Source organism: Paracoccus sp. DMF-8 (genome assembly GCF_029309835.1).
Lineage (GTDB): Bacteria > Pseudomonadota > Alphaproteobacteria > Rhodobacterales > Rhodobacteraceae > Paracoccus.
On the sequence record NZ_JARJHL010000003.1, the window covers coordinates 98,015 to 123,117 of the forward strand.

21 protein-coding genes, 4 pseudogenes and 1 CRISPR repeat array are annotated in these 25,103 nt (G+C 64.6%); of the genes and pseudogenes, 19 read left to right on the plus strand and 6 right to left on the minus strand.

Features of this window, described 5'->3' with window-relative positions:
* Window positions 1-128: 128 nt before the first annotated feature.
* Both PE067_RS21720 and PE067_RS01110 read right to left on the minus strand, forming a co-directional pair.
* On the minus strand, window positions 129-377 hold the full coding sequence (locus tag PE067_RS21720) for a hypothetical protein (protein ID WP_346429634.1): 249 nt from the start codon (window positions 375-377) through the stop codon (window positions 129-131).
* Between the two features lie 25 nt (window positions 378-402).
* Window positions 403-1,398: an FAD-dependent oxidoreductase gene (locus PE067_RS01110; RefSeq protein WP_346429635.1), complete on the minus strand. Its 996-nt coding sequence runs from the start codon at window positions 1,396-1,398 to the stop codon at window positions 403-405.
* 117 nt (window positions 1,399-1,515) lie between these two features.
* Between PE067_RS01110 and PE067_RS01115 the strand changes: the two genes are divergently transcribed.
* The 5 genes and pseudogenes from PE067_RS01115 (at window position 1,516) to cas2 (ending at window position 8,008) form a co-directional block, all read left to right on the plus strand.
* Entirely contained in the window at window positions 1,516-2,445 is a 930-nt protein-coding gene (locus PE067_RS01115) for a LysR substrate-binding domain-containing protein (protein ID WP_276187440.1), read from the plus strand.
* Between the two features lie 95 nt (window positions 2,446-2,540).
* Window positions 2,541-2,827, plus strand: a pseudogene (locus PE067_RS01120) (transposase); the annotation flags it as partial.
* A gap of 669 nt (window positions 2,828-3,496) precedes the next feature.
* Window positions 3,497-6,721: a type II CRISPR RNA-guided endonuclease Cas9 gene (gene cas9, locus PE067_RS01125; protein ID WP_276187441.1), complete on the plus strand. Its 3,225-nt coding sequence runs from the start codon at window positions 3,497-3,499 to the stop codon at window positions 6,719-6,721.
* Between the two features lie 10 nt (window positions 6,722-6,731).
* Window positions 6,732-7,664: a type II CRISPR-associated endonuclease Cas1 gene (gene cas1, locus PE067_RS01130; RefSeq protein ID WP_276187442.1), complete on the plus strand. Its 933-nt coding sequence runs from the start codon at window positions 6,732-6,734 to the stop codon at window positions 7,662-7,664.
* Window positions 7,661-8,008, plus strand: coding sequence for a CRISPR-associated endonuclease Cas2 (gene cas2 / locus PE067_RS01135; RefSeq protein WP_276187443.1), 348 nt, complete (start codon window positions 7,661-7,663; stop codon window positions 8,006-8,008). The genes cas1 and cas2 overlap by 4 nt, the downstream gene beginning before the upstream one ends.
* 72 nt (window positions 8,009-8,080) lie before the next feature.
* Window positions 8,081-8,512: direct repeats of the CRISPR family, unit length 36 nt; unit sequence AGCTTAGCCTTTCAGAAACCGCAGGCCAACCGCAAC.
* Window positions 8,513-8,553: 41 nt separating this feature from the next.
* Here cas2 and PE067_RS01140 read toward each other — a convergent pair.
* The 3 genes and pseudogenes from PE067_RS01140 to PE067_RS01150 form a co-directional block, all read right to left on the minus strand.
* A protein-coding gene (locus PE067_RS01140) for an IS5 family transposase (RefSeq protein ID WP_276187444.1) occupies window positions 8,554-9,311 on the minus strand; the annotation gives its coding sequence in 2 pieces (ribosomal slippage) (window positions 8,554-8,993 and window positions 8,993-9,311; 759 coding nt in all).
* 57 nt (window positions 9,312-9,368) lie between these two features.
* Window positions 9,369-9,695: pseudogene (locus tag PE067_RS01145) on the minus strand (hypothetical protein); the annotation flags it as partial.
* Between the two features lie 172 nt (window positions 9,696-9,867).
* A pseudogene (locus PE067_RS01150) lies at window positions 9,868-10,815 on the minus strand (FAD-binding oxidoreductase); the annotation flags it as partial.
* Between PE067_RS01150 and PE067_RS01155 the strand changes: the two are divergent.
* The 5 genes and pseudogenes from PE067_RS01155 to PE067_RS01175 all read left to right on the plus strand — a co-directional run bounded on the left by PE067_RS01155 (window position 10,784) and on the right by PE067_RS01175 (window position 16,653).
* The gene (locus PE067_RS01155) at window positions 10,784-11,605 is read left to right on the plus strand and encodes a LysR family transcriptional regulator (RefSeq protein ID WP_276187445.1); all 822 of its coding nucleotides are present in this window, start codon (window positions 10,784-10,786) and stop codon (window positions 11,603-11,605) included. The pseudogene PE067_RS01150 and the gene PE067_RS01155 overlap by 32 nt on opposite strands.
* A 213-nt stretch (window positions 11,606-11,818) precedes the next feature.
* Window positions 11,819-12,097: a hypothetical protein gene (locus PE067_RS01160; protein WP_276187446.1), complete on the plus strand. Its 279-nt coding sequence runs from the start codon at window positions 11,819-11,821 to the stop codon at window positions 12,095-12,097.
* A complete protein-coding gene (locus tag PE067_RS01165; RefSeq protein ID WP_276187447.1) occupies window positions 12,094-12,300 on the plus strand; it encodes a hypothetical protein in 207 nt (68 codons plus the stop codon). The genes PE067_RS01160 and PE067_RS01165 overlap by 4 nt, the downstream gene beginning before the upstream one ends.
* A gap of 69 nt (window positions 12,301-12,369) precedes the next feature.
* Complete coding sequence (locus PE067_RS01170; protein WP_276187448.1) at window positions 12,370-13,539, plus strand: efflux RND transporter periplasmic adaptor subunit; 1,170 nt, start codon at window positions 12,370-12,372, stop codon at window positions 13,537-13,539.
* Window positions 13,540-13,545: 6 nt separating this feature from the next.
* A pseudogene (locus tag PE067_RS01175) lies at window positions 13,546-16,653 on the plus strand (efflux RND transporter permease subunit).
* Window positions 16,654-16,780: 127 nt separating this feature from the next.
* On the opposite strand, the gene PE067_RS01180 reads toward PE067_RS01175, so the two are convergent.
* Window positions 16,781-17,449, minus strand: a complete 669-nt coding sequence (locus PE067_RS01180; RefSeq protein WP_276187449.1) for a rhodanese-like domain-containing protein — start codon at window positions 17,447-17,449, stop codon at window positions 16,781-16,783.
* A 54-nt stretch (window positions 17,450-17,503) separates the two neighbouring features.
* On the opposite strand from PE067_RS01180, the gene pedF reads away from it, so the two are divergent.
* The 9 genes from pedF to PE067_RS01220 all read left to right on the plus strand — a co-directional run bounded on the left by pedF (window position 17,504) and on the right by PE067_RS01220 (window position 25,103).
* The gene (gene pedF, locus PE067_RS01185; protein ID WP_276187450.1) at window positions 17,504-18,190 is read left to right on the plus strand and encodes a cytochrome c-550 PedF; all 687 of its coding nucleotides are present in this window, start codon (window positions 17,504-17,506) and stop codon (window positions 18,188-18,190) included.
* 3 nt (window positions 18,191-18,193) lie between these two features.
* On the plus strand, window positions 18,194-18,970 hold the full coding sequence (locus tag PE067_RS01190) for a quinoprotein dehydrogenase-associated SoxYZ-like carrier (protein WP_276187451.1): 777 nt from the start codon (window positions 18,194-18,196) through the stop codon (window positions 18,968-18,970).
* Window positions 18,970-19,917 carry a quinoprotein relay system zinc metallohydrolase 1 gene (locus PE067_RS01195; RefSeq protein ID WP_276187452.1) on the plus strand — a complete coding sequence of 316 codons (948 nt, stop codon included), beginning with the start codon at window positions 18,970-18,972 and terminating at the stop codon, window positions 19,915-19,917. Before PE067_RS01190 ends, PE067_RS01195 begins: the two co-directional genes overlap by 1 nt.
* Window positions 19,918-19,980: 63 nt before the next feature.
* Window positions 19,981-20,994, plus strand: a complete 1,014-nt coding sequence (locus PE067_RS21725) for a PQQ-binding-like beta-propeller repeat protein (protein WP_346429636.1) — start codon at window positions 19,981-19,983, stop codon at window positions 20,992-20,994.
* Between the two features lie 102 nt (window positions 20,995-21,096).
* Window positions 21,097-21,852 (plus strand): PQQ-binding-like beta-propeller repeat protein, encoded by a 756-nt coding sequence (locus PE067_RS21730; protein ID WP_346429637.1) that lies wholly within the window; start codon window positions 21,097-21,099, stop codon window positions 21,850-21,852.
* Window positions 21,853-21,922: 70 nt separating this feature from the next.
* Window positions 21,923-22,582, plus strand: coding sequence for a pentapeptide repeat-containing protein (locus tag PE067_RS01205; RefSeq protein ID WP_276187453.1), 660 nt, complete (start codon window positions 21,923-21,925; stop codon window positions 22,580-22,582).
* Complete coding sequence (locus PE067_RS01210) at window positions 22,564-22,962, plus strand: hypothetical protein (RefSeq protein WP_276187454.1); 399 nt, start codon at window positions 22,564-22,566, stop codon at window positions 22,960-22,962. Before PE067_RS01205 ends, PE067_RS01210 begins: the two co-directional genes overlap by 19 nt.
* 218 nt (window positions 22,963-23,180) lie before the next feature.
* Window positions 23,181-23,909, plus strand: coding sequence for a response regulator transcription factor (locus tag PE067_RS01215; protein WP_276187455.1), 729 nt, complete (start codon window positions 23,181-23,183; stop codon window positions 23,907-23,909).
* A 33-nt stretch (window positions 23,910-23,942) separates the two neighbouring features.
* Window positions 23,943-25,103: an FIST N-terminal domain-containing protein gene (locus PE067_RS01220; RefSeq protein ID WP_276187456.1), complete on the plus strand. Its 1,161-nt coding sequence runs from the start codon at window positions 23,943-23,945 to the stop codon at window positions 25,101-25,103.

The window sequence follows — 25,103 nt, forward strand, 5'->3', positions numbered from 1 at the left end:
TCCGGAATTCACAGGGATGCAGCCCGCAAGGCGCCAAAGACGCCCTTTGGCGCGCCATGATCCTGCACCGCAGGATTGCCCGGCCCGACGGGGTGGCCAGTGGGGGCGGCAAATGGCGTTTTCCGCCCTCAGCGCGCCTTTACGGCATGGGTCAGAACCGCGCCGGTTTCGTAATATGCCGCGCGCAGGGGGGCGAATGTCTCGTGGTGCTGCGTGACCGGGGCGACCGGCAGGACGGCATCCTCGCCGGTCAAAAGCGCCTCGGCGGCCAGCGTGCCGAAGGCCGTGCCCGGTCCGATGCCGCGGCCGGAATAGCCGAAACAGGCCAAGGCCGCCGGGCCAAAGCGCACGATCCTGAGGATGTGGTCGCCGGTCATGGCGATGCGCCCGCGCCAGTCGTATTCAAACGGCAGATCGGCCAGTTGCGGAAAGGTCTGGCGCAGCTTGCGCCGCGCCGCATGACAGATGCACGGCGCCGCCCGGCCCCTCCAGATTGCCGATGCCGCCGATGATGACACGCCCCGCCGCGTCCATGCGGAACGAGGACATGACCATCGCGGTGTCCCAGCACCCCTCTTGCCCCGGCAGGATGGTGTCGCGCAGCGCCTGCGGGATTGGCGCGGTCGCAGCCTGAAAATAGCTGACGGCGACGATCTCGGGGCGGAAACCCATGTCGATGCCGTCGAAATAGGCGTTGGTCGCCAGCAGCAGCGCCCGCGCCCGCACCGGATGGCCGTTGACCGTCAGTTGCCACGACGCCCCGTCGCGGCGCACCATGCCGACCCGGCTGCGTTCGTAAAGCTGCGCGCCCGCCGCCATCGCCCCCCGCGCCAGCCCGCGCGCATAGGACAGCGGCTGGATCGTGCCCGCGCGCGGATCGAAAAGCGCGCCGTGAAAGGCGGTGCTGCCGGTGCGGCGCGCGGTTTCGGCTGCGTCCAGAAGTTCGAGCGGCCAGCCCATCGCCCGGCCCTGCCGGTGCCGCTCGGCCAGATCGGCAAGGCCCGAGGGCGCATGGGCCAGATGCAGGGTGCCGGTGCGCGTGGCCTCGCAGTCGATGCTCTCGCGCTCGATCAGCGACCAGACCCGGCGCGGGGCATCGGCCAGCAGGCTCATCAGCCGCTTGCCCGCCCCGGCGCCCATGGCCGCGATCACGTCGTCGGGCGGCAGCCACAGCCCGGCATTGACCAGCCCGACATTGCGCCCCGAACCGCCACGACCGAAAGTCTCGCCCTCGAACAACGCAACCGAGGCGCCGCGCCGCGCCGCCTCCAGCGCCGCGGCATTGCCGGTAAAACCGCCGCCGATGATCGCCAGATCGACATCAAGCCCGCGATCCAGCGCCGCCGCCTGAACCCGCGTGCTGGCGCTGGCCCGCCACAGATTGCGTTTCCCCGGCATGGCTTCCATCCCCGCGCGCTGCCCGATTCGACCCGGCAATTGATCTTGGCTTGAGAATAGATCGGAAAAACCGTTATTAAATTGCTATTTCGGAACGGATATCCAAGGAAAACTCACATGATCGCGCCGCGCCGCTTTCTGCCCTCGATCCCGTCGCTGCTGGCGCTGGAGGCGGTGGACCGGCTTGGCGCGATCACGGCGGCGGCGGCGGATCTGTCCCTGACCCATTCCGCCGTCAGCCGGCAGCTGAACGTGCTGGAGGAACAGCTGGGGGTGGAACTGCTGCGCCGTGACGGGCGCGGCGTCGCGCTGACCGACAGCGGTCGCGACTACGCCCGCGCGGCGCGGGACTGCCTGCACGATCTGGCCGACGCCAGCCTGCGCATCCGTGCGGCCGGGGCGCGGGCCAGCCTGAATCTGGCGATCCGCCCGGCGTTCGGCATGTCGTGGCTTGCCCCCCGGCTGCAGATCTATGCGGCGCGCCATCCCGACATCTCGATCAACCTCGGCACCCGGCTGAAGCCCTTCGACTTTGCGCAGGAGCGTTTCGACGCCGCGATTCATTTTGGCCTGCGCGACTGGCCGGGCATGTGCTGGCTGGATCTGGCAGGCGAAGAGGTCATCCCCTGCTGCGCCCCCGCGCTGCGCCCGGCGCGGACCGACGATCCGCAGGCGCTGCTGGCGCTGCCGCTGCTGCATCTGGAAGGCCGCCCCGGCGCGTGGGAGGATTGGTTCGCCCAACAGGGCAGCACCGTTTCGCGGTTGCGGGGGATGCTGTTCGACCAGTTTTCGACGCTGGCCGAGGCTGCGGTGCTGGGTTTTGGCGTCGCCCTGCTGCCCCGCGCCATCGCCGGGCCGGAAATCGGGCGCGGCCGCCTGGTCGCCGCCTTCGACCGCTATGCGCCGATGCAGGGTCGCTATGCGCTGGTCTGGCCCGAGGCGCGACCCCCGTCGCGCGCGCTGGCGGCGCTGATCGCGCAGCTTTCCGAAGACGACGCTGGAAAGGACGGGACCAGACAGGACAGGGCCAGACAGGACGGGGTCTGATAGGCAGGCCGAAGCAATCCGGATGGGCCCGTATGTCGCGCCGCATCCGCGCCTGTATTCATTGCACGAATTTCCCTGCCTGCGCCGACAGCGGCTTGCGGCGTGGCGCGATCAGACAGATCGACTTGCCCAACGCTTCCCTTATCCGTCGCCAGCCCTGTCGGCACTTCTCTGCCGAAGACAAGATCCGCATCCTGCTTGAAGGTCTTCGCGGTGACGACAGCATCGCCGGACTGTGCCGCCAAGAGAGCATCGCCCAGAGCCTCTATTACGCATGGTCCAAGGAGTTCATGGAGTGAGCCAGTAAGGCGCCACGGGTTCAAGCCCACTGGCGAACGCCAAGCGACCGCTTGCCGACGATACCGCCCGTGCCGCGACCACTGGTGTCACAGCAAGACAATTTCTGGAGTTCTGCGGCGTGGGCACCTGGATTTCGCCACAATGCCGTCGCCTCTTCTTCAGGCGCTTGTTTGAGGACAAAATGCAATTGCGCGCGAGGCATGGCAAAACCGCACGTGCTAAAAAGGGGTGTTCAGAACATAAAAGGCAGGGCCGTAGCCCTGCCCTTATTTGGTGCAGTCAAGCTGCTTGTTAACAGCCAGCCCGCGGTTTCTGAATTTCAATATTCCTATAAGCATAGCGAAAAGTCAATTGCATGAATGGCTGATCTTTGAATAGTTTCAAGGAGAGAGATGACGGATGCCGTGTTTCACAGAAAACCTTGCCACAGAACGACATTACCGGGCAGCCAGAAACTACCCGGTAATGCGCTTCAGAACCGCGGGCCAACCGCAACTGGAAATAGACGCTCTCTCGCTTCATGGCGAAACGCTCAAGAGCGGTCAGTCCAAGGCGCGCCGCAATTGTGAACACCGGGCACTTCCACTACGTTGGCTTTCGCGAAGCAGGCACTTTGCTATCCTGTCCGGCCGGGTTTGCCCCCCGGTCAGACAGTCGACCGTCTGTGGCGTAGTCCCCTTTCTTTCCAACCGCAATCTTCATGATGTCGGGTCTATTTTCACGCGACTGAATTTATATCTTCGGGGACAACATGACCACGACCCTCGGCATAGATCTGGGCACCAACAGCCTCGGCTGGGCATTGATCGGCGACAATCGCATCATTGACCTTGGGGTCATTATCTTCAGCGCGGCCGCAAGCGCCGGTCGGGATCCGAAATCGGGCGCTCCTTTGGCCGAAGCGCGGCGAGAGGCCCGCGCGGCACGGCGGCGGCGGGACAGATCGCTTGGGCGGCGCTCGGCTTTGCTGGACAAGCTGATCGACGTCGGTCTGATGCCGGGCACTCCGCCGGAGGAGAGCCGGGGACGACGGCGGAACCAGTCCGTGCCGAATGATCAGGCCAAGGCTCTGGCCGCGCTCGACCCCTATGAATTGCGTCGTCGCGCACTCTCCGAGCCGCTGTCTCCCCATGAAATCGGCAGGATTCTGTTCCATCTGAATACGCGGCGCGGTTTTCAGTCCAATCGCAGGGCCGAACGCAACCGCAAGGACGCCGATGATGGCAAGATCGCCACGGCAGGACAGGCGCTGGACGAGGCGTTGCAGGGCCGGACGCTGGGTCAGTTCCTTGCCGACCGTATCGACACGGGCCAGCCCGCCCGCGTCCGTATGGGCGGCGAAAACCAAGCCTATGACTTTTATCCGCAGCGCCGCCATCTGGAGGCCGAATTCGATGCGATTTGGCGGGCGCAGGCTCAGCACCACCCGACGCTCATGACGGACGAGGTTCGCGCCACACTGCATCGCATCCTGTTTTTCCAGCGCCCGCTGAAGGCGCCCGAGGTGGGTTACTGCACCTTCGGCGGCATGAACGGCGTCCCGCAGGACGAACGCAGGTTGCCCAAGGCACACCCGCTTTTTCAGGAGAGGCGGCTTTACGAGGAGGTAAACCAGTTGCGCATCGTCTCGGCCGGGGCGGCGGGGCGGGATCTGACGCTGGACGAACGTGACAAACTGATCCTCGTGCTGCGCGACAAGAAAAAGGTCAGCTTCGCGACATTAGGCAAGAAGATCGGACTGGCCGAGGGCGAACGTTTCAACAAAGAAAGCGAAAACCGCAAGGAACTGGCCGGAGACGAGGTCCGCGCCGAAATGGCCGACAAGAAGCGCTTCGGCAACCGCTGGCCGCATTTCCCGCTGGACGAGCAATTGCGCATCCTTGACCGCCTGCGGAACGAAGAGGATTCCGACGTCCTGCTGGATTGGCTGCAATCGGAATATGGGCTGGACGAGGCCGCGGCGTTGGCCGTAGCCAATGCCAACCTGCCTGAAGGTCATGGCCGTTTTGGTGAAATGGCGACGCGAGCTCTGATCGCCGCGCTGAAAGGCGGGGTCGTGACCTATGACAAGGCAGCCTTGCAAGCAGGCTTTCACCACAGCGACCACAGGACGGGCGAGGTTTTCGACGAATTGCCCTATTATGGCCAGATCCTGACCCGTGAGATCGCGCCGGGCAAGGCGGAATACGGTGATCCGCTGGAACGGCAATATGGCAAGGTCACGAATCCGACCGTCCATATCGGACTGCGCCAATTGCAAAAGCTGGTCAATGCGGTGATCGCGCGTCACGGCAAGCCCGACCGGATCGTCGTCGAGCTTGCCCGCGACCTGAAGCTGAACGAGCGCGAAAAGGCCGAGCATCAGCGCCGCATTCGCCGCGATACCGAGGCCGCACAGCAGCACAGCCATGACCTGATCGACGCCGGCCGCCCCGATACCGGGGCCAATCGCGCCCTGCTGCGCCAGTGGAAAGAGTTGAACCCCGCGAACGTGCTGGATCGCCGCTGCCCCTATTGCGGTGAGCCGATCGGGATGGAACAGATTTTCAACGGGCTGGCCGATATCGACCATGTAATTCCCTATTCGCAATCGCTGGACGACAGCGCTGGCAACAGGATCTTGGCTCATCGGCATTGCAACCGGCAGAAAGGCAACATGACGCCCCATGAACGATGGGGTCATGAACCTGACAAATGGGATATCATCTCTGTCCAGGTCGCACGAATGCACCGGTCGAAACAGTGGCGCTTCGGCCCCGACGCGCGGGAACGGATGGATCGGGACGGCGGTTTTGCGGCGCGCCAGCTGACCGATACGCAATATCTTGCGCGGATCGCGGGCAAATATCTGCGCAGCCTCTACCCGACCGCTTCCGACGGACGCGTGGACGTTATCCCCGGCCGGATGACGGCGATGCTGCGGCGGGTCTGGGGGCTGAACAGCCTGCTGCCCGATCACAATTTTGTCGAGAACGCCCATTCCAATGCCCCCAAGAATCGGCTGGATCATCGCCATCACACCATCGACGCGGCGGTGGTCGCGGTAACTTCGCTGTCGCTGATGCAGCGCATCGCGGCAGCGGCGGGCCGGGCCGAGGCGCAGGAATTGGACCGGATGTTCGACGATCTGCCGCAGCCGTGGCCGGGCTTTCGGGAGGAGCTGGGCACGCGGTTGGCCAATGTAACCACTGCACACAAACCCGACCACGGTCGCAAGGGAAGGCCCTCGCGCCATCATGATGTGACGGCGGGCAAGTTGCACAATGACACGGCCTATGGCCTGACCGGGCAAATGTCGGCAGATGGCAAGCTGCCCATCGTCGTGCATCGCATCGCGCTTTCCTCGCTGAAACCGGCGCAGATTTCGGACCCGGATTTCATCACCGATCCCGCCTTGCGCAATGCGCTGTGGCTGGCGACGAAGGATTGCACGGGCAAAGCCTTTGATCAGGCTCTGGCTGAGTTTGCCCGTAAACATCCGGTGTTCAAGGGCATCCGCCGCCTTCGGGTGCGCGAGCCGCTGACTGTAATCCCGATTCGCGACCGCCAAGGCAAGGTTTACAAAGCTTACAAGGGCGACGCCAATGCCCGCTACGATGTCTGGCGTTTGCCGGACGGGAAATGGCAGGCGGATGTCGTGCCGATGTTCGACGCGCATGCTCCTGAAGCGCCTGACCGGCGCCCGCATCCGGCGGCAAAGAAGATTCTGAGCTTGCGGCAGGGGGACGTGATCGCGGCGGAACGCAATGGCGGCACAGTAGAGCTTTTGCTTATCAAGGGGTTCAACCAAACCGGCCGCCTTACTCTGGCGCCGCCCAATGAAGGTGGAAAATTGCAAGAACGCGACCGCGCAGAGAATGAGGTGGACCCATTTAAATACACCTATCTTTCACCCGGCTCGCTGAAGAAGGCCCGTGCCCGGCAGGTCCGCATCGACCCTCTGGGCCGCGTCTTCGACCCCGGCCCACGCGAATAGGAGACGAAGGATGGACCGGATCGTCGATATCGCCACGGACGGCCAGCACCTCTCGCTTCATCGTGGTTTCCTTCTGGTCGAAAAGGATCGTGCCGAGGTCGGCCGTGTGCCGCTTGACGATATCCATGCCGTCATCGTTCATGCGCATGGCGTCACCTGGACCGGCAATATCGTCGCGGCGCTTGCCGACCGTGGCGCGCCCGTCGTGTTTTGCAACAGTTCGCACGCGCCAGTCGCCGTAACGCTGCCGCTTCAGGGACATCATGCGCAGAATGCCCGGATGCAGGCCCAGATTGCTGCCTCAACGCCGCTGATGAAGCAGCTCTGGCGCCGGATCGTCTCGGCCAAGATCGCGATGCAAGGCTCGCTGCTTGCGGCGCGCGGCGTCGCGGGGGCCGAAGCATTTCCGTTCATGGCCCGCCGCGTGACATCGGGCGACAAGGAAAATCTTGAGGCGCAGGCTGCCCGTCGCTATTGGCCGCTGCTGATGGGGCAGGATTTCCGCCGCAACCGTGACGCCGGTGACGTCAATGCGCTGCTGAACTATGGCTATGCAGTGATGCGTGCGACCTGCGCGCGGGCCGTGGTCGCCGCCGGCCTTCACCCGACACTGGGGATTCAGCACTCCAATCGCGGCAACGCCTTTGCCCTTGCCGACGACCTGATTGAGCCGTTTCGCCCCTTGGTGGATGCAGTTGCCGACCAGATGCGACAGGAGGGCATCGCTGCTCTGGACCCCACGCAGAAACGCCGTTTCGCGCGCCTTATCTCCTTCGACCTGCACCTCGCCGGCGAAACTTCGCCCGTTTCGATTGCCGCCACCCGACTTGCGCAATCGCTGGCCGAGGCCTTCGAAACCGGACGCCCTGACCTGATCCTGTTCGAACCGCCGACGGCGATCGAATGGTCCTCGATCGGCCGGGCTGAGCGGGAGGGTGCATGAAGAATTCCGGCGCGTCGCATCTGAGTGGATATAGGCTGATGTGGATTTTCGTGATGTTCGATCTGCCGGTGAGCAGCAAGAAAGAGACGCGCGATGCAACCCGATTCCGCGAATTCCTGCTGGATCAGGGGTTCGAGATGAGCCAGTTCTCGATCTATGCGCGCTTCTGCAACGGCAAGGACAGTTACGAATCGTATTTGAAGAGGATCGAGGGTAACCTGCCTGAGAAGGGAGAAGTCCATGTACTCACATTCACGGACAGGCAATACGAGGCAATCGTCCGATTCTCCAGCCAACAGAGGCGCAGGCCTCGCCAAAATCCTGATCAACTGGCGCTGTTCTAGTTATGTCCAAGGTTTGGCCTCGACTGGATGTGTCGTTTTCTCCTGTAAATTCAGCGAGTTATCGACACATCCAGCTTAGCCTTTCAGAAACCGCAGGCCAACCGCAACTGAGGATGACATGAGCGGATTCCTTGAGGCAGCTTAGCCTTTCAGAAACCGCAGGCCAACCGCAACCAGATCATCAATCAGACCCTCCAATTCACGAGCTTAGCCTTTCAGAAACCGCAGGCCAACCGCAACGGTGTTGGCCTCGCCCTGATGAACCATCACAGCTTAGCCTTTCAGAAACCGCAGGCCAACCGCAACGCCGGTGACATCGATGCCGAAGCCGCTGCCAGCTTAGCCTTTCAGAAACCGCAGGCCAACCGCAACGCAAATGGACGCCACCGAAGCGCCTGCCCAAGCTTAGCCTTTCAGAAACCGCAGGCCAACCGCAACATCGGCTCAATCGGGGCGGCGCTGGCCGTCAGCTTAGCCTTTCAGAAACCGCAGGCCAACCGCAACGGCGCGTCGTATGTGCCGTCATACGGCCCTACAGTCAGGCCTCACAACCAATAGATGACGGTGGCTGCCAAGGCGCAGGCTGAGAGAAACAGGATCGGGCAGCGATCGTAGCGGGTTGCAATCCGACGCCAGTCCTTCAGTCTGGCGAACATGTTCTCGATCCTGTGGCGTTGACGGTAGAGGTCGGCGTCGTGTGGGATCGAAACCTTCCGGGCTTTTCGGGATGGGATACAGGGTGAAATCCCCATGTCGATCAGCGCATTGCGAAACCAGTCGGCGTCGTAGCCCCGGTCCGCCAGCAGCGAGGCCGCCTGCGGGATCTGCGAGAGCAGCGCCCGCGCCCCGATGTAATCCGAGGTCTGCCCCGCCGACAGAAACATCCGGATCGGGCGACCCTTGGCATCGGCCAGGACATGCAGCTTCGAGTTCAGTCCGCCTTTCGTGCGCCCGATCAGCCGTCCGCGTCCCCCTTTTGGAGCCCCAGGCTCGATGCCGTCCGGTGCGTTTTCAGATGTGTCGCGTCGATCATCACCGTGTCGGTTTCCTGCGCCTGCCCGGCCAGTTCGGTCATGATGGTGGCAAACACCCCCATCTGGCTCCAGCGCTTCCAGCGGTTGTAGAGCGTCTTCGCGGGACCATAGGTGGCAGGCGCGTGTTTCCACATCAACCCATTGCGTTGAATGAAGATTATGCCGCTCAGCACGCGCCGGTCGTCAACGCGCGGCCTGCCTCGTGATTTCGGAAAGAACGGTCGCAGACGTTCCATCTGCGCATCGGTCAGCCAGAAAAGTTCGTCCATCATCCCTCTCCATGTCGGGAAGGTAGAATCATGACGTTAGCCTGCGCTCAAGTGAATTTATGGGGCCTGACCGTAGTCATCCAGATCTGAAGTCCCTGTCATTGTTTTCTGGCAGAAGCGTTTGACCGACGCGAGGATATCATCGGCGGATTTGACCCATCGGTAGGGCTTGGGGTTCTCGTTATGCGCTTCGATAAAGGCGGCGATGTCAGCCTCGAGTTCGGCAGTCGAGCGATGGACGCCGCGCCGCAGCTGCTTGCGGGTCAGTTCCGCGAACCAGCGCTCGACCTGGTTGATCCACGATGCCGATATGGGCGTGAAGTGGACATGCCGACGTAGGCGGCGCGCGAGCCAGGCCTTGATACTGGGCGTCTTGTGCGTGGCGTTCGGCGGGAAAACGGTCGCACGGTGGCGCTTGTCGCATTTGCCGATCTGGGGCGGCACCACCGTATCCTCGACAAAACTCACCGGCCGGGCCGGGGCCGTCGACCCTACCCAAAAGCCCCACCCCGGCCGAACGGATCGCCCAGAGCGCGCGGATTTCGGCCAGATCGGCGGCGACATGGAGGCCGCCCGTGCCCGGCAGACCGGCCAGGATCGCGCGGCAATCCATCAGCCGCGCGGCGACCTGCGCCGGATCGTCGCCGTTGATCTCGATGAACAGATAGGCCAGCCGCTTACCCGGCGCGGCGCGCACGGCGGCGGGCAGGCCGTCCAGGATGCCCGCGTCTTCGGCGATGGCCTGCACGGTTTCGTCCATCACCTCGACCGCCGTGGGCTGGGCCGCCAGCAAGGGCGCAGCGGCGGCCAGCGCCTCGCGAAAGCTGTGGAACCCGGCGATGATCAGACGCTTTTCGGCCTCGATCCGGCGCAGCCTGACGCGGATGCGGCTGATCGGGCCAAGCGTGCCCTCGGCCCCCGGAAACAGCCGCCACCAGTCGAAGCCGCCCTGTTCCGGGCAGGCGCGCTCCAGATCATAGCCGGTAAAGCGCCGGTTCAGCCGGGGCGTCCGCGCGACAAAGGCCGCCCGTCCCGCGCGCGACGCCGCCTCGGCAGCAATCAGCATCGGCCGCGCCCAGTCCGGCGCGGGCGCCATGCTGTCCAGCAGCCCCTGCGCACAGGCCAGTTCCAGCCCAAGGATATTGTCCGACGTCTTGCCATAGACCCGCGACCCCTTGCCCGAGGCATCGGTGCTGACCATGCCGCCGATGGTGCAGCGCGTCGAGGTCGAGGTTTCGGGCGCAACGAACCAGCCGCTTGGCCGGATGCGGGCGTTCAGATCATCCAGCACCATGCCCGGCTCGACATCGGCCCAGCCCTCGGTGGTGTTCAGCGCCAGCAGCCGGTGCATGTGCCGACGCAGATCGACGATCACCCCGCGATTGAGGCTTTGCCCGTTGGTGCCGGTGCCGCCGCCCCGCGCGGTCAGCGCGATCCCGGCCCAATCGGGACGTTCCAGCACCCGGATCAGCGTGACCAGATCGGCGGCATCGGTGCTTGGCATCGTGCCCTCGGCCCTGTCCGAGATCGTGCGCCAGATCGAGGAAGGGCTGGGCGCGCCGCTGTTCGACCGCAGCAGCCGCCCCGGCGGCGATCACCCCCTTGGCCACGCCTTCTGGCCCGAAACCGCCCCGCTGGTCGAGGGCATGGACCGCGCCCTGACCCGCCTGCGACAGAACGCCGGGCTGGTGCATGGGACGCTGGCGATCGGCGCCTCGCCCTCGGCGATTTCCGATCTGGTCGTCCCGATGCTCAAGGGGTTTCTGACCGATCATCCGGGCATCCATTGCCTTGTCCATGACGATATCGCCGAACGTCTGGCCGAGATGGTGGCCGAAGGCGCGCTGGATCTGGCGCTGGCCGGGCGGGTGCGGGTGTCCCCGGACCTGATCCAGCGCGAGATCGGCACGGATCCGGTGGGGCTGGCCTGCGCCGCCGATCATCCGCTGGCGGCACGGCCGCAGGTGACCTTGCAGGATCTGCCGCCCGATCAGATGATCGCGCTGGACCCCCGCACCGGCAGCCAGCGCCTGCTGGAGAAATGTCCGGCGATTCCGCGCGCCCTGCTGGCCCCGCGCCTGCGCGCCCATTCGACCATCGCGCAACTGAGCATGATCCCCGCCGGGCTGGGCATCGGCCTGCTGCCGCGCAATGCGGTCTTGTTGTTTCGCGACCTGACGATCCGGTTTCTGCCAATCGCCGGGCTGGATCTGTGCCGTCACCTGTTCCTGCTGCAACCCGCCCGCCGCCCGCCCTCGGTCGCGGCGGCGGCATTCATCGCGCGGATCGGTTAGCCGCCCGGTCCCGGCATCCGGGCAGGTGCCGTGTCCATCGCGGTCTGGTCCGTGACGAAGAATGTCCGACAGGGGCGGATTCGTAACGGAATGTTTCCGCGTCCGGCTCAGCAACAATTCCTTACAAAACATCGCGTGCGCCGGGAATAATGTCGCGTATCATGATTGCCGGCGGCGAGCAGAACCGCCGCAGGACAGACAGGGCGCGCGATCATGACCAGCCACACACTTGCCGAAGCCCGCCGGCGCATGGCGCTATGCGTGCCGCGCAATGACGCGGCCGGCGCCGACACGCGCCGGATGGAGCCGGTCTCGTTCAGCCTGATCGAATTCGGGGGTGAGTTCGGGGGTGAGGATCTGATTTTCCGGCTGGTCGATGCGCAGGGCGACCTGCTGGATCCGGCGCTGAACCCGGTCGTCGCCGGCGCCTTGCGCGACAGCATCGCCCTGGCCGAAACCCTTGCCAGATCTGACGAGGGACAGGCCGGATGACGCTGGAACACGACCACGACTGGCTGCTACGGCTGCTTGGCGCAGCGATCTGGTTCACCATGGCGCTTGCCCTGAGCATCGAAATCTGCGCGTTGATCGGATGGGCCTTCGGCCATGCCGGATGCGGCGCCCGGATCGGCGTGCTGCTGAGCGGGGTGTTCCTGCTCTGGGTGCTGTGGGGCGACGCGACGGCGCGCAGATAAAGCCTCTTTTCCGACGGTAACCTGTGGCAGACTGAACCGCGCCGTCCGTTTTCGACCAAGGATTAATTCATGACCTATCGCTCGTTTCTTCGGTTTGCCCGGCTGGGCATTGCCCTGACCGCCATGTCCCTTGCGGGACGGGCCGTCGCGCAGCAGCCCCCCGCATCGGGACCGACGCAGGTCGGGGTCGTCGCGGTCACGGCGGGATCCCTGCCGCTGGTCAGCACCCTGCCCGGCCGGGCCGTGGCGCAGGACGCGGTGGACATCCGCCCGCGCGTGGACGGTTTCGTGACCGAAGTGCTCTACAAGCCCGGCCAGCCGATCAAGGCGGGTGATCCGATGTTCCAGATCGACCCCACCACCTATGAGGCCGCCGTCGATGAGGCGCGCGCCAATCTTGCCTCGGCCAATGCCGCCGTGCCGCAGACCGAGGCCGCCTATGAACGCTCGCGCAGGCTGCAGGGGTCGGGTTCGACCCAGGCCGCGCTGGAGGAGGCAGAGGCCACGATGGAACAGGCGCATGCCGCCGTCACCGCCGCCGCCGCCGCACTGAAACTGGCCGAAACCCGGCTTTCCTGGACCACGATCACCAGCCCGCTGGACGGGTTGCCTTCGGTCGCGGCGGTGTCGCCGGGCGATCTGGTGACCGCAGGCCAGAGCGATGCGCTGGCGACGGTCACGCAGCTCGACCCGATCGACGTCGATATGTATGAACCCTCGGCCCGGCTGCAACGCATGCGCGAGCGCGTGGAATCGGGCGAGATCCAGCGCAGCCAGACCCTGAACGCGCAGTTGACGCTGGAAAACGGCGTGACCTATGCCGCCACCGGCGAAATGGTGGCGCCGGGCTATACCGTCTCGACCTCGACCGGGGCCATCGACTTCCGCTTTCGCTTCGACAACCCTGAACGCCGCATCCTGCCCGGCATGTTCGTGCGCGGCACCATCGAAATCGGGCGCATCCACGCCTTCCTTGTGCCGCAGATGGCCGCGACGCGCAGTCGCGACGGGACGCTGCGGGCATGGGTGGCCGAGGACGGCAAGGCGGTCCGGCGCATCCTGACCGAAGAAGGCGTGCATCAGAACAGCTGGATCGTCACCGCCGGGCTGCAGGACGGCGACGCGCTGATCGTGAACGGCGCGACCAATCTGGCCGAAGGGGCGGAAATCACCCCGGTCACGGTCGAAATCGACGAAAACGGCGTGGTCCGCGACCTGCCCGCGACGCAGGTGGAGTGATCCGGCATGGCACGTTTCTTCATTCACCGGCCGGTCTTTGCCTGGGTGCTGGCCATCATCACCATGCTGGCCGGGGTCTATGGGCTGAGCAGCCTGCCCATCGCGCAATATCCCGACATCGCGCCGACGACGGTGCGCATCAGCACCACCTATACCGGCGCCTCGCCCGATATCGTCGAAAATTCAGTGACCTCGATCATCGAGGACGGCATGACCGGCCTTGACGGGCTGACCTATATGACCTCGACCTCGTCGCAGGGGTCCAGCTCGGTCCAGTTGACCTTCGATGACAGCGTCGACCCCGAAATCGCGCAGGTGCAGGTGCAGAACAAGCTGCAACTGGTCACCTCGCAACTGCCCGACGCGGTGCAAAGCCAGGGCGTGTCGGTCACGCGCTCGACCTCGTCGATCCTGCTGGTGGGGGCGCTGACCTCGACCGATGGCAGCTACAACTCGCTGGAACTGGGCGATCTGGTGGCGCAGGTCATCGAGGATCCGGTCAAGCGCACGGTGGGCGTCGGATCGGTGCAAAGCTTCGGCTCGGGCTATGCGATGCGGATCTGGCTGGATCCGGACCGGATGCTGCAATACCAGGTCACGCCTTCGGACGTGGTGTCGGCGGTCAGCGAACAGAACACCAATGTCACGGTGGGCAGCCTGGGCAGCCAGCCGACTGTCAAGGGCCAGCAACTGAACGTCGCGCTGTCGGCGCAGTCGCAACTGACCTCGGTGCGCGAATTCGAAGGCATCCTGCTGCGCACCGACAGCGAAGGCGCCACGGTCTTTCTGGGCGATGTGGCCGATATCGAGATCGGACAGGAGGATTACGGTTCATCCTCGCGCTACAACGGCAATCCTGCGGCGGGCTTCGGCGTGAACCTGGCCACGGGGGCGAATGCGGTCGATACGGCGGCGGCGGTGCGCAACGTGCTGGACGGGCTGCAATCCTCGCTGCCGGCGGGGGTGCAGATCGTCTATCCCTACGACACCTCGCCCTTTGTCGAGGAATCCATCAACCAGGTCTATCACACGCTGATCGAGGCGGTGGTGCTGGTCTTCCTGGTGATCCTGGTCTTCCTGCAAAGCTGGCGCGCGACGCTGATCCCGACGCTGGCGATCCCGGTGGTGCTGCTGGGCACCTTCGGCGTACTGTCATTCGCCGGTATGTCGATCAACACGCTGACCATGTTCGCCATGGTGCTGGCCATCGGCCTGCTGGTCGATGACGCCATCGTCGTGGTCGAAAACGTCGAGCGGGTGATGGAGGAGGAAGGCATCGGCCCGGTCGAGGCGACCGAGAAGAGCATGGACGAGATTTCCTCGGCGCTGGTCGGCATCGTGCTGGTGCTGTCGGCGGTGTTCCTGCCCATGGCCTTCATGTCCGGCTCGACCGGGGTGATCTATCGCCAGTTCTCGGTCACCATCATCTCGGCCATGGTGCTGTCGCTGGCGGTGGCGCTGATCCTGACCCCGGCCATGTGCGCCACCTTGCTGAAGCCGCGCGGCCATGGCGACGGCATCGCGCCCGCGCGCTGGTTCAACCGCAACCTGGACCGCGCGACCAACGGCTATGCCGGGGTGGTCGGTGCGCTGCGTGCGCCGCCCCTTCCGCTTTCTGGTCGTGCTGCTGGCCTTTGGCGCCGGGGCATACATGCTTTACCAGAAGCTGCCCGGCTCGTTCCTGCCGTCCGAGGATCAGGGCGTGCTGATGGTCATGGTCGAAACCCCCGAAGGCTCGACCGCCGCGCGCACGCAGGCGCTGGTCGAGGAGGTCGAGCAATTCGTCCTGACCGAAGAAACCGACACCGCCGAAAGCGTCTTTGCCGCGCTCGGCTTCGGCTTCGGCGGCAGCGGACAGCGCAATGCGATGATCTTCATCAAGCTGAAGGATTTCGACGCAGCGCGAGGGGTTCGAGCGCCGCCTCCATGGCGACGCGCGGCAACATGCGCTTCATGTCGAACCGCAACGGTCAGGTGTTCTTCATGCAGCCGCCGGCGATTCAGGGCATGGGCAATACCGCCGGCTTCACCATGCAGTTGATCGACCAGGCCGGCGGCGGCCAGGCGGCACTGGCGGACGCCGCCGACGAACTGGTCACGAAGGCCACGGCGGACGGCCGCGTCACCAGCCTGCAGGGCAATGACGCGCCCTTCCAGACCTCGCGCCGGATCGACATCGACCAGCAGAAGGCGGCGGCCTATGGGCTGTCGATCGCGGACCTGAACAACACGCTGTCCATCATCTTTGCCAGCGCGAACGTGAACGACTTTTCACTGGGGACCGAATTGCGCCCGGTGATCGTTCAGGGCGCGGCCGGGGCGCGGATGCAGTCCGACGACATCGAGAAATGGTATGTCAGGAACAGCGACGGCGACATGGTGTCCTTTGCCGCCTTTACCAGTCAGGAATGGGCCGAACAGGCGCAAAGCCTGGCGCGCTACGGCGGCACCCGCTCGATGGAGATTTCGGGCGCGGCGGCGCAGGGCGTGTCCTCGGGCACCGCGATGGAGGTGATGGAGGAACTGGTCGCCGACATGGATGGCGGCTATGGCACCGCATGGACCGGCCTGTCCTATCAGGAACGGCTGTCGGGCAATCAGGCGCCAATGCTGTTCGCGCTGTCGGCGCTGGTGGTGTTTCTGGCGCTGGCGGCGCTGTATGAAAGCTGGTCGGTGCCGCTGTCGGTGATGATGACCGTGCCCATCGGCATTGTCGGCGCCATGCTGGCGGCGCTGGTCTTTGACCAGTCGAACGACGTCTATTTCAAGGTCGGCCTGCTGACCACCATCGGGCTTGCCGCCCGTAACGCCATCCTGATCGTGGAATTCGCCGAAATGCTGCACCGTCAGGGCAAACCGCTGCTGGAAGCCGCGGCCGAGGCCTCGCGCATGCGGCTGCGGCCGATCCTGATGACGACGCTGGCCTTCATGCTGGGCGTGCTGCCTCTGGCGCTGGCCAGCGGCGCGGGCGCGGCGGCGCAGCAATCCATCGGCATCGGCGTCCTGGGCGGCATCGCGGCCTCGGCCGTGGTCGGGATCTTTCTGGTCGCGGTCTTCTATGTCGCCGTCCTGCGGGCCGTGCAGCATTTCACCAGAAAGAAGGCCGGGACCTGATTGCTCCCTCTCCCTCTTTGGCCCGCCGCTGCTGTTTGTGGTGGCGGGCCGGTTGTCTGCCCGCATGTCGTTCTTCTTCGACCAAGGTGCAATAAATACAACCTTTGATTGCTTTACGCGGCAACAATCAGAACGAAGGTCCTATAAAGACCCGCGCCGCAAGATCTTTTGACAGGGGAAAAGGCGTGATATCCTGCAACGGATATCCTGCATCCTCCCATATCTCGGTTCCGCCGGGGAACCAGTAGATATTTCGATATCCCATTTTTGAAATCCGCTGAACGGCATTCCACCCCAACCAGCAATCCACCTTGCAAAACACGACAATCGGCGCGGCCTGATTTTCAGCCGTCAGTTCGCGCAGGCTTTCATCCAGATATTCCTGCTGCCATGGCTCCAGCACACCCCAGCCAATCACCGGCAACCAAGCCGAACCGGGAATCGAGCGGTGGCGTTCCGGCGTGATGAAATCACCGTTTTCCGTTATGTCATAGTGCCTTATGCCAGCGACATCCAGCATCAGGACATCGGTTTCCTGTTTCAGATTTTTCAATTGATCTGCCGTGATCGTAACCGCATTCCCGGCCGAATCGGGAAGTTTTCCCCGGTAATGCGTGATCCTGTAGCCATCCGGTCCGAAAAGGCCGGGGTCTGCGATACCTTGCGACGGATACGGCACGAAAGTCGCAAATACGCCCGAAATCATCAGCAAAACCAGACGAATAACACCGCCCGCATTTGACACCACAGTCGCCAATGCGACCAAAGGACAATTTAAAGGACCGCGCTTTGCCACATGATCACCCTGAAATTCCGGATACCGGAAAGGCATGAAGGGAATTATAAGGATATGACCAGCAGGATTAGCAAGACCATTCCGCTTGCCATCTCTCTCGCACTTCTGGCGCCGATGGCATTCGCCCATGGCGATACTGCCCCGCAGGCGGTCGATACGACCGGCCTGCCCGATCTGCCCGAGGAAATGGCATCGGAAAACCCGTGGCGCGAGGCCGAGGGCGAGTTGCTGTTCACCGCCGTCGACGTGGGGGCCAAGGGCTTCAGCAGCAACTGCGCGCGCTGCCACGGGCTGGAGGCGATTTCGGGCGGCCTGGCCCCCGACGTCCGCTTTCTTGAGGCCGATGATTTCGGCGATGAGTGGTTTCTGGACCGCGTCATGAACGGTTACGAACAGAATGGCGCGGTCAAGATGCCACCGTTCAACGACATCCTCAGCCAGGAAGCGATCTGGGCGATCCGCACCTATATCGAAACCCGTGCCGACGCCGATGAGCTTTTGGCAAAAGGTTCGGATATCAAGGTGATGCACGAAAAGGTCGCGGCGCTTGGCAAGGATGCCTCGCCCGAGGACGCCGAGGCGATCGCGACCGAACTGGAAGGTCTGGGCAGCGATCTGGAGCCGCTTTCCGGCGCGCCGCGCGTCGTATCCGTGCTGGATCAGGCCGCCCATATCCTGCGCACCCAACCCAGCCACGCCCCGGCCGCAGCAGAGCTGCTGCAGGGCGTTCTGCGGAACTGACACATGGGCGCGCTGCTGACCCACAGGCTGCCCGGCCCCTCTGCCCCGCTGATTTCCGGCGCGACGGGTGCTGCCGCGGTCGGCGGCGACCCCTTCGACAGCGGCATGTGGCCCTCGCATCGCCGGGAGTTTCTGGGCGATCCGACGGCGTGGCGCAATGATCCCGCCGTCACCGTGCTGGCCCCTGCCGCCGCCGAGGATTCGGGTCATGTGCCCTTTGTCGTCGACGCGACCGATGTGGCCGCCCCGATCAGCCGCATCGTCGTGACCATCGACTACAGCCCCTTTCCCCATGCGATCACCTTTCGCCCCGGCCGCGCCCGGCCCTTTCTGGGCTTTGGCGTGAAATACGAGGTCGGCGGCGCGCTGCGGGCGTCAGCGGAAACCGGCGGCGGCTGGCTGGTCGGCGCGGCCTATGTCAACGCGCTTGGCGGTGGTTGCAGCGCGCCCGCCGCCGCCCATGCCCGCCCCGACTGGCAGGACGGTTTCGGCGAATTGCGGGCGCGGCTATGGGCAGATACGGGCCGGTTGCGCCTGAATCTGCGCCACCCGCAGGACACCGGGCTGGCCGATGGCATCCCGGCCCATCACCTGACCGAACTGGCGTTGCTGGACGGTACGGGCGCGGAAATCGCCAGCCTCGACCTGCATGAACCGCTGGAGGAAAACCCCAGCCTGACCTTTCTGCTGCCGCCCGAACTGGCCGCCGGTCCCATCGAAATCCGGGCGCGCGACAATCAGGGCAACCGTTTCGGCGGCATCGTCCGGGGGGATGGCTAATGCTGCTGTCGCGTCGCCATCTGATCGCCGGGGCCGCCGCCAGCCTGGCGTTACCCCACGGCATCGCCGCGCAGGCCCGCAACTATGACCTGACCCCGTCAGAGGTCGCGGAAGGTATCTGGATGATCGAAGGGCGGCGCGAGGTCTTTACCCGCGAAAACGGCGGCGACATCGTGAATATCGCGCTGGTTGCGACCGGGGCGGGGGCGGTCGTGGTCGATACCGGCTCGACCGCCGCGATGGGGGCCGCGATCCGCGCCTTTGCCGACCAGAAGCTGGGCGGCGTCAACGCGGTGATCAACACCCATCACCACCCGGATCACTGGTTCGGCAATGCCGGTTTTGCCGATGCACCGCTGCTGGCGCTGCCCGAAACCGCGCAGCTTTGCGGCCAGTATGAACAGGATTTCGCCAGATCGCTTTATGCGATTCTGGGGTCGTGGATGTCGGGCACCCAAGGCATCCCGGCAACCGGGATCGTGCAAGCGGGCAGCCGCGACTTTGGCGGCCGCAGCCTGCGGCTGATCCCGCTGGCGGGCCATACCTCGGCCGATCTGGCGCTGCTGGACGAACGGACGGGCACGCTGATCGCGGGCGATCTGGTCTTTCTGGACCGTGCGCCCAGCCTGCCCGATGCGGATTTCGCGACATGGCTGGCGGCGCTGGACAGGCTGTCCGCACTGGCGCCCTCGGCCACGCTGCCCGGTCACGGTCCCTTTGACCGCGATGGCGCGGGCTTTGCGCAGACGCGCGCCTATCTGGCCGCAACGCGCGACCGGCTGGCCATGGCTGCCGATCTTGGACTGACGCCGGTCGAGGCGATGGCGGCGGGGCCGGTTCCCGAATTCGCCACGCTTGGCGCCAATCCCGAAGAATTCCTGCGCTCGGTCGTCCGGCGCTGGAGCGATCAGGAAAAACTGGCCCTGCCGGTCATCGGCGGCGCCTGAACAGGCCCATCAAGGCATGGACGCGGGAGGCATACCCGCCATCCAATTCAAGGAGGAGACTGCATGAACCGTGTTCTGAAACTCGCTTCGGCCAGTGCGATCGCGATCGCCTGCATGGGGGCGCTGGCTTCCGCCGAAACCAAACCCGTGACCTGGGAGGATATCCTCGCCGATCACGAAACCACCAGCGACGTGCTGATGTATGGCATGGGCAACAATGCGCAACGCTATTCGACGCTGACGCAGGTCAATGCCGAAAACGTGCGTCACCTGCGCCCGGCATGGTCGTTTTCGTTCGGTGACGAAAAGCAGCGCGGTCAGGAATCGCAGGCGCTGGTCCGCGACGGCGTGATCTATATCACCGGGTCCTGCAGCCGCATGTGGGCGCTGGATGCGAAAACCGGCAAACGCCTGTGGAAATTCGAGGCCCGCCTGCCCGAAGACATCCGCCCCTGCTGCGACGTGGTCAACCGTGGCGCCGCGATCTATGGCGACAAGGTTTACCTTGGCACGCTGGATGCCGCGATCTATGCGCTGAACAAGGACAGCGGCAAGGTCGAATGGCGCGAGAAATTCGCCGATCACAAGGTCGGCTATACGCTGACCGGCGCGCCGACCATCATCAAGGACGGCGAAACCGGCCGCGTCATGCTGATCCACGGATCGTCCGGCGATGAATTCGGCGTCGTCGGCAAGCTCTATGCCCGCGACCCCGACACCGGCGAAGAAATCTGGATGCGCCCCTTTGTCGAAGGCCACACCGGCACGCTGAACGGCGAAGAAGGCACCGTGACCGGCGACGCCGCGGCGCCCAGCTGGCCGGTCAACGAAGACGGCAGCAAGGTCGAAGCACGGAGCCATGGCGGCGGCGCCCACTGGCAATCGGCGGCCTTTGACCCCGAAACCAACACCATCGTCGTCGGCACCGGCAACCCCGCGCCGTGGAACACCTGGGAACGCTCGCAGGGCGAGAAGTACTGGGATTATGACAGCCTCTATACCTCGGGTCAGGCCTATGTGAACCCGAGTGATGGCGAGGTCGTGGGCTTTTACCAGCACACGCCGAACGATGCCTAGGACTTTTCGGGCAATAACGAAATCATCCTGTTCGACTATACCGACAAGGATGGCAACAAGCATCGCGCCGGCGCCCATGCCGACCGCAACGGCTTTTTCTATGTGACCGATGTCAGCAAACTGGCCGAACGCGGCACGGGCATCAACAAGCCGACCGCCCTGCTGAACGCCTTCCCCTTTGTCGACGGCATCACCTGGGCCAAGGGGATCGACCTGGAAACCGGCCGCCCCATCGAAAACGAAGGCCAGCGCCCGCCGCTGCCCGCCGAGGGTGAAACCCGTGGCGCCAGCATCGAGGTCTCGCCCCCGTTCCTGGGCGGCAAGAACTGGAACCCGATGGCCTACAGCCAGAAAACCGGCCTGTTCTACGTTCCGGCGAACCACTGGAAAGAAGATTACTGGACCGAAAACGTGACCTATCAGGCGGGCGCCGCCTATCTGGGTCAGGGCTTCCGCATCAAGAAACTGTTCGACGACCATATCGGCATCCTGCGCGCCTATGACCCGGCCACGGGTGAAATGAAGTGGGAACACAAGGAAGAATTCCCGCTGTGGGCCGGCACGCTGGCGACCGCCGGCGATCTGGTCTTTACCGGCACCTCGGACGGTTTCGTCAAGGCGTTCCACGCCGAAACGGGCGAGGAACTGTGGTCGTTCAACACCGGCTCGGGCATCGTGTCGCAGCCGATCACCTGGGATCTGGACGGCAAGCAATATATCGGCATCGCCTCGGGTTACGGCGGTGCGGTTCCGCTGTGGGGTGGCGACATGGCCACGCTGACCACGCAGGTCAGCCAGGGCGGTTCCTTCTGGGTGTTTGAAATCCCGGACGAGCTGCTGACCGCCTCGGCGCAATAATCGCACCATCGGGGGCGGGCCCGTGCCTGCCCCCCCTTTGCCATTTCCGCCCCCCCACAAAAGGAAAGCGATGATGCCGCCCCTGCCGCAAACCCTGCTGCCGCTGACCGCCGCGCTGGCGATTGCCGCGTTTACGATTGCAACCGGCACCCATGCCGCGAATTCCGAACAGATCGCCGCCACCACCGGCAGTTGGCCCGTCATCGTCGATGAAGACGACGCGCCCGACGGCCCGCTGGTCATCAACGGCTGCGAACTCAAGCCCGGCGCCTCCTGCCCCGGCGTCGATCTGAGCCATGCCGATCTGCGCGGCGCCAAGCTGAACGGGGCCGATCTGACCGGCGCGAAACTGCTGCGGGCCAATCTGTTCGGTGCCGAGCTGAAGGGCGCGGACCTGTCCGGCGCCGATCTGCGCGGCGCCAATCTGGAAGTCGCGCAACTGCAAGGGCTGGTCGCCCGCGATGCCGATTCCACCGGCGCCAATCTGGATTACACCCGCCTTGCCGGGGCGGATCTGTCGGGCGCGAACCTGACCGTCGCCACGATGGAGGCCGCATGGGCGCCCAAGGCGAAATTCGTCGGCGCGACATTCGTCGGCACGCATATGATGGAAACCAAGTTCTACAACGCCGATTTCGCCGATGCGGTGATGGAGGACAGCAATATCCCCTATGCGATCTGGGAAGGCGTCCATATGGAAAACTGCACCGGATGCCCCGTCGACTGGTAACGGCCGCCCTGCTGCTGGCGGCCCCCCCGCTGGCCGCGCAGGATCTGGCCAGCGATGTTCTGGCCTGCCGCAAGCTGGATCAGGACCCGGCGCGGCTGGCCTGTTACGACGGGTTGCGGGTCCATGTCGCATTCAGTGAATTCAGGGGCGCGGGCAATCGCGTCATCGCGCCCTTTGACCTGCCCGGCCCGGCGCGGCTGGTCTTTGAAAGCATGGATGCGATCATGGTCGTCTATCTGCTGGACGAACGCGGGCAAGTCATCCAGAACCTGCATCAGGCGGGCGCGGGCAGCGGCGCCCATATGATCGACCGGCCGGGCCGCTACGGCATTCAGGTCAATGCCTCGGGCGGGTGGCGGCTGCGGCTGGAAACGCCGTGATGTCCGGGGCGCGCGGACCGGCCCGGCGCGGCCTGATCCAAAAACACTGACAAAATTCTTAGACCAAAGTAGAATTCAGTTTTCAGGCCACAGGCTGGATGCTTCCTGAAACGGCGCGGCAATGCGGCAGGTTCCTGCCCGCCCGACGCCCGGCACAACAGGCAAGAGGATGGCCCGGCATGATCGCAGTTCAACACGCAACCCGGACGGAGGGATACATGCAGCCAAGCCATTTCGACCGGGCGCCGAAATCCGGCGACGAACGCGCCAGCCCGAAACGCGGCCCGACGCCCCGCCCGCTGAATTCCGCGCTGATCGTCGATGACCACCCGCTGTTTTGCGATGCGCTGTCGATGACCCTGACCGGCCCGGTCGGTATCAGCCGCGTCGAATCCGTGGGCAGTCTGGACGAGGCGCTGACCCGCCTGTCCAACGGCCCGACGCCCGATGTCGTCGTGCTGGACCTGAACCTGCCCGATGTGAACGGGCTGGAAGGCGTGGTCAGGATGCGTCAGGCCCTGCCCGACACGCCGATCATCGTCGTGTCATCCATGGACGAGCGCCGCATCGTGCGCGGCGCCCTGCTGGCCGGGGTCAGCGCCTATGTCCCCAAACACGCCCCCCGCGACGAATTCCGCGAGGCTTTCGCCACCATTGCGCGCGGCGAAACCCATGCCAGCCGTCTGGCGCTGGACAGTTCGCCCCCGACCTCGTCCGAGGAGGCGCTGGCCCGCCCGGCGCTGCTGACCCGGCAACAGGCGCGCATCCTGCAACTGGTCTCGGCCGGGCTGATGAACAAACAGATCGCGCACGAGCTGTCGATCGCCGAAACCACGGTCAAGGCCCATGTCACCGCAATCATGCGCAAGCTCAAGGTCCAGACCCGGACGCAGGCGGTGCTGTTCGCGCAGGATATCAGCTTTGCGGCCATGAGTTCGGACCGCTAGACTGCCCCGCATCGCCACTGACAGGAGGGGCAGTTGCGCGCGGACACCCAGACAGAAGCCAGCATCATCCACGCCAGCGCATCCGCGCATGAGCCGGACGTGCTGGACCAGATCGCAGACCAGCTTGGGCCGGGGCCTTTCGCGCTGGTCATGCTGTTCATCTCGCCCGAGGCGGACCTGCGTCATGTCGCGGCGCAGGCCATGCGCCTGCCCGCCCGCCATGTCGTCGGTTGCACCACGGCGGGCGAAATCTCGGCCCGCGGCTATGAGGAAGGGGTCATCGTCGCCACCGGCTTTCCCGAACGCCACTTTGCCGCCGAAACCCTGCTGATCCCGAATCTTGACCGTTTTTCGCGGACCGAAGCGGCTTCGGTCTTTTTGCAGGCACGTCAGGCGCTGGCGCAGGATCATCCGCATTTCCCGCATGAATTTTCGATCCTGCTGGTCGATGGCCTGTCCGTGATGGAGGATCGGCTGGCCTCGGCCCTTGCCGCAGGCGCGGGCGCGGTGCCGCTGATCGGCGGATCGGCAGGGGACGGGACGCGGTTTCGCGAAACCTTCGTGCTGCATCAGGGCCGGCTTTTGCAAAATGCCGCCGTCCTGTCGGTGCTGCGCGGCACCTGCCCGGTGCGCGCCGTCAACATGGACCATCTGGAACCGACCGACCGCAAGATGGTCGTGACCGATGCCGACCCCGCCGCCCGCATCGTCCGGCGCATCAATGGCGAACCGGCGGCGCAGGAATATGCGCGCATTCTGGGCAAGGATCCGGCGATGCTGGATCACCTGACCTTTGCCGCCCATCCGCTGGCGGTGCGGGTCGGCGCGCGTCACCATGTCCGGGCGATCCAGCAGATGCTGCCCTCGGGCGATCTGCTGTTTTTCGCGGCCATCGACACCGGCGTCGTGCTGACCCTGACCCGGCCCCATGACCTTGCCGCCCATCTGGAAACCGAACTGTCCCGGCTGGCCGAACCCGCACGCCCGCTGGCGGTTCTGGCCTTCGACTGCATCCTGCGTCGGATCGAGGCGCGGGAAAACCAGTTGACCGGCGTGATTTCCGAAATCCTCAGCCACCACCGCGTCCGGGGCTTTTCGACCTATGGCGAACAATTCGGCCCGATGCATGTCAACCACACCCTGACCGGCTGCGTGTTCTACCCGCCCGGCACGATCCTGCCAGAGAAGGGCTGA

Excerpts from the sequence above, each read along its gene's own strand:
- pedF (WP_276187450.1), top strand. The coding sequence starts at position 17,504 with ATGACCAGCAGGATTAGCAAGACCATTCCGCTTGCCATCTCTCTCGCA.
- PE067_RS01160 (WP_276187446.1), top strand. The coding sequence starts at position 11,819 with ATGACCAGCCACACACTTGCCGAAGCCCGCCGGCGCATGGCGCTATGC.
- PE067_RS01190 (WP_276187451.1), top strand. The coding sequence starts at position 18,194 with ATGGGCGCGCTGCTGACCCACAGGCTGCCCGGCCCCTCTGCCCCGCTG.
- PE067_RS01215 (WP_276187455.1), top strand. The coding sequence starts at position 23,181 with ATGCAGCCAAGCCATTTCGACCGGGCGCCGAAATCCGGCGACGAACGC.
- PE067_RS01115 (WP_276187440.1), top strand. The coding sequence starts at position 1,516 with ATGATCGCGCCGCGCCGCTTTCTGCCCTCGATCCCGTCGCTGCTGGCG.
- PE067_RS01195 (WP_276187452.1), top strand. The coding sequence starts at position 18,970 with ATGCTGCTGTCGCGTCGCCATCTGATCGCCGGGGCCGCCGCCAGCCTG.
- PE067_RS01170 (WP_276187448.1), top strand. The coding sequence starts at position 12,370 with ATGACCTATCGCTCGTTTCTTCGGTTTGCCCGGCTGGGCATTGCCCTG.
- cas1 (WP_276187442.1), top strand. The coding sequence starts at position 6,732 with ATGGACCGGATCGTCGATATCGCCACGGACGGCCAGCACCTCTCGCTT.
- PE067_RS01205 (WP_276187453.1), top strand. The coding sequence starts at position 21,923 with ATGATGCCGCCCCTGCCGCAAACCCTGCTGCCGCTGACCGCCGCGCTG.
- PE067_RS01210 (WP_276187454.1), top strand. The coding sequence starts at position 22,564 with ATGCCCCGTCGACTGGTAACGGCCGCCCTGCTGCTGGCGGCCCCCCCG.
- cas2 (WP_276187443.1), top strand. The coding sequence starts at position 7,661 with ATGAAGAATTCCGGCGCGTCGCATCTGAGTGGATATAGGCTGATGTGG.
- cas9 (WP_276187441.1), top strand. The coding sequence starts at position 3,497 with ATGACCACGACCCTCGGCATAGATCTGGGCACCAACAGCCTCGGCTGG.
- PE067_RS01110 (WP_346429635.1), bottom strand. The coding sequence starts at position 1,398 with ATGCCGGGGAAACGCAATCTGTGGCGGGCCAGCGCCAGCACGCGGGTT.
- PE067_RS21725 (WP_346429636.1), top strand. The coding sequence starts at position 19,981 with ATGAACCGTGTTCTGAAACTCGCTTCGGCCAGTGCGATCGCGATCGCC.
- PE067_RS21720 (WP_346429634.1), bottom strand. The coding sequence starts at position 377 with ATGACCGGCGACCACATCCTCAGGATCGTGCGCTTTGGCCCGGCGGCC.
- PE067_RS01165 (WP_276187447.1), top strand. The coding sequence starts at position 12,094 with ATGACGCTGGAACACGACCACGACTGGCTGCTACGGCTGCTTGGCGCA.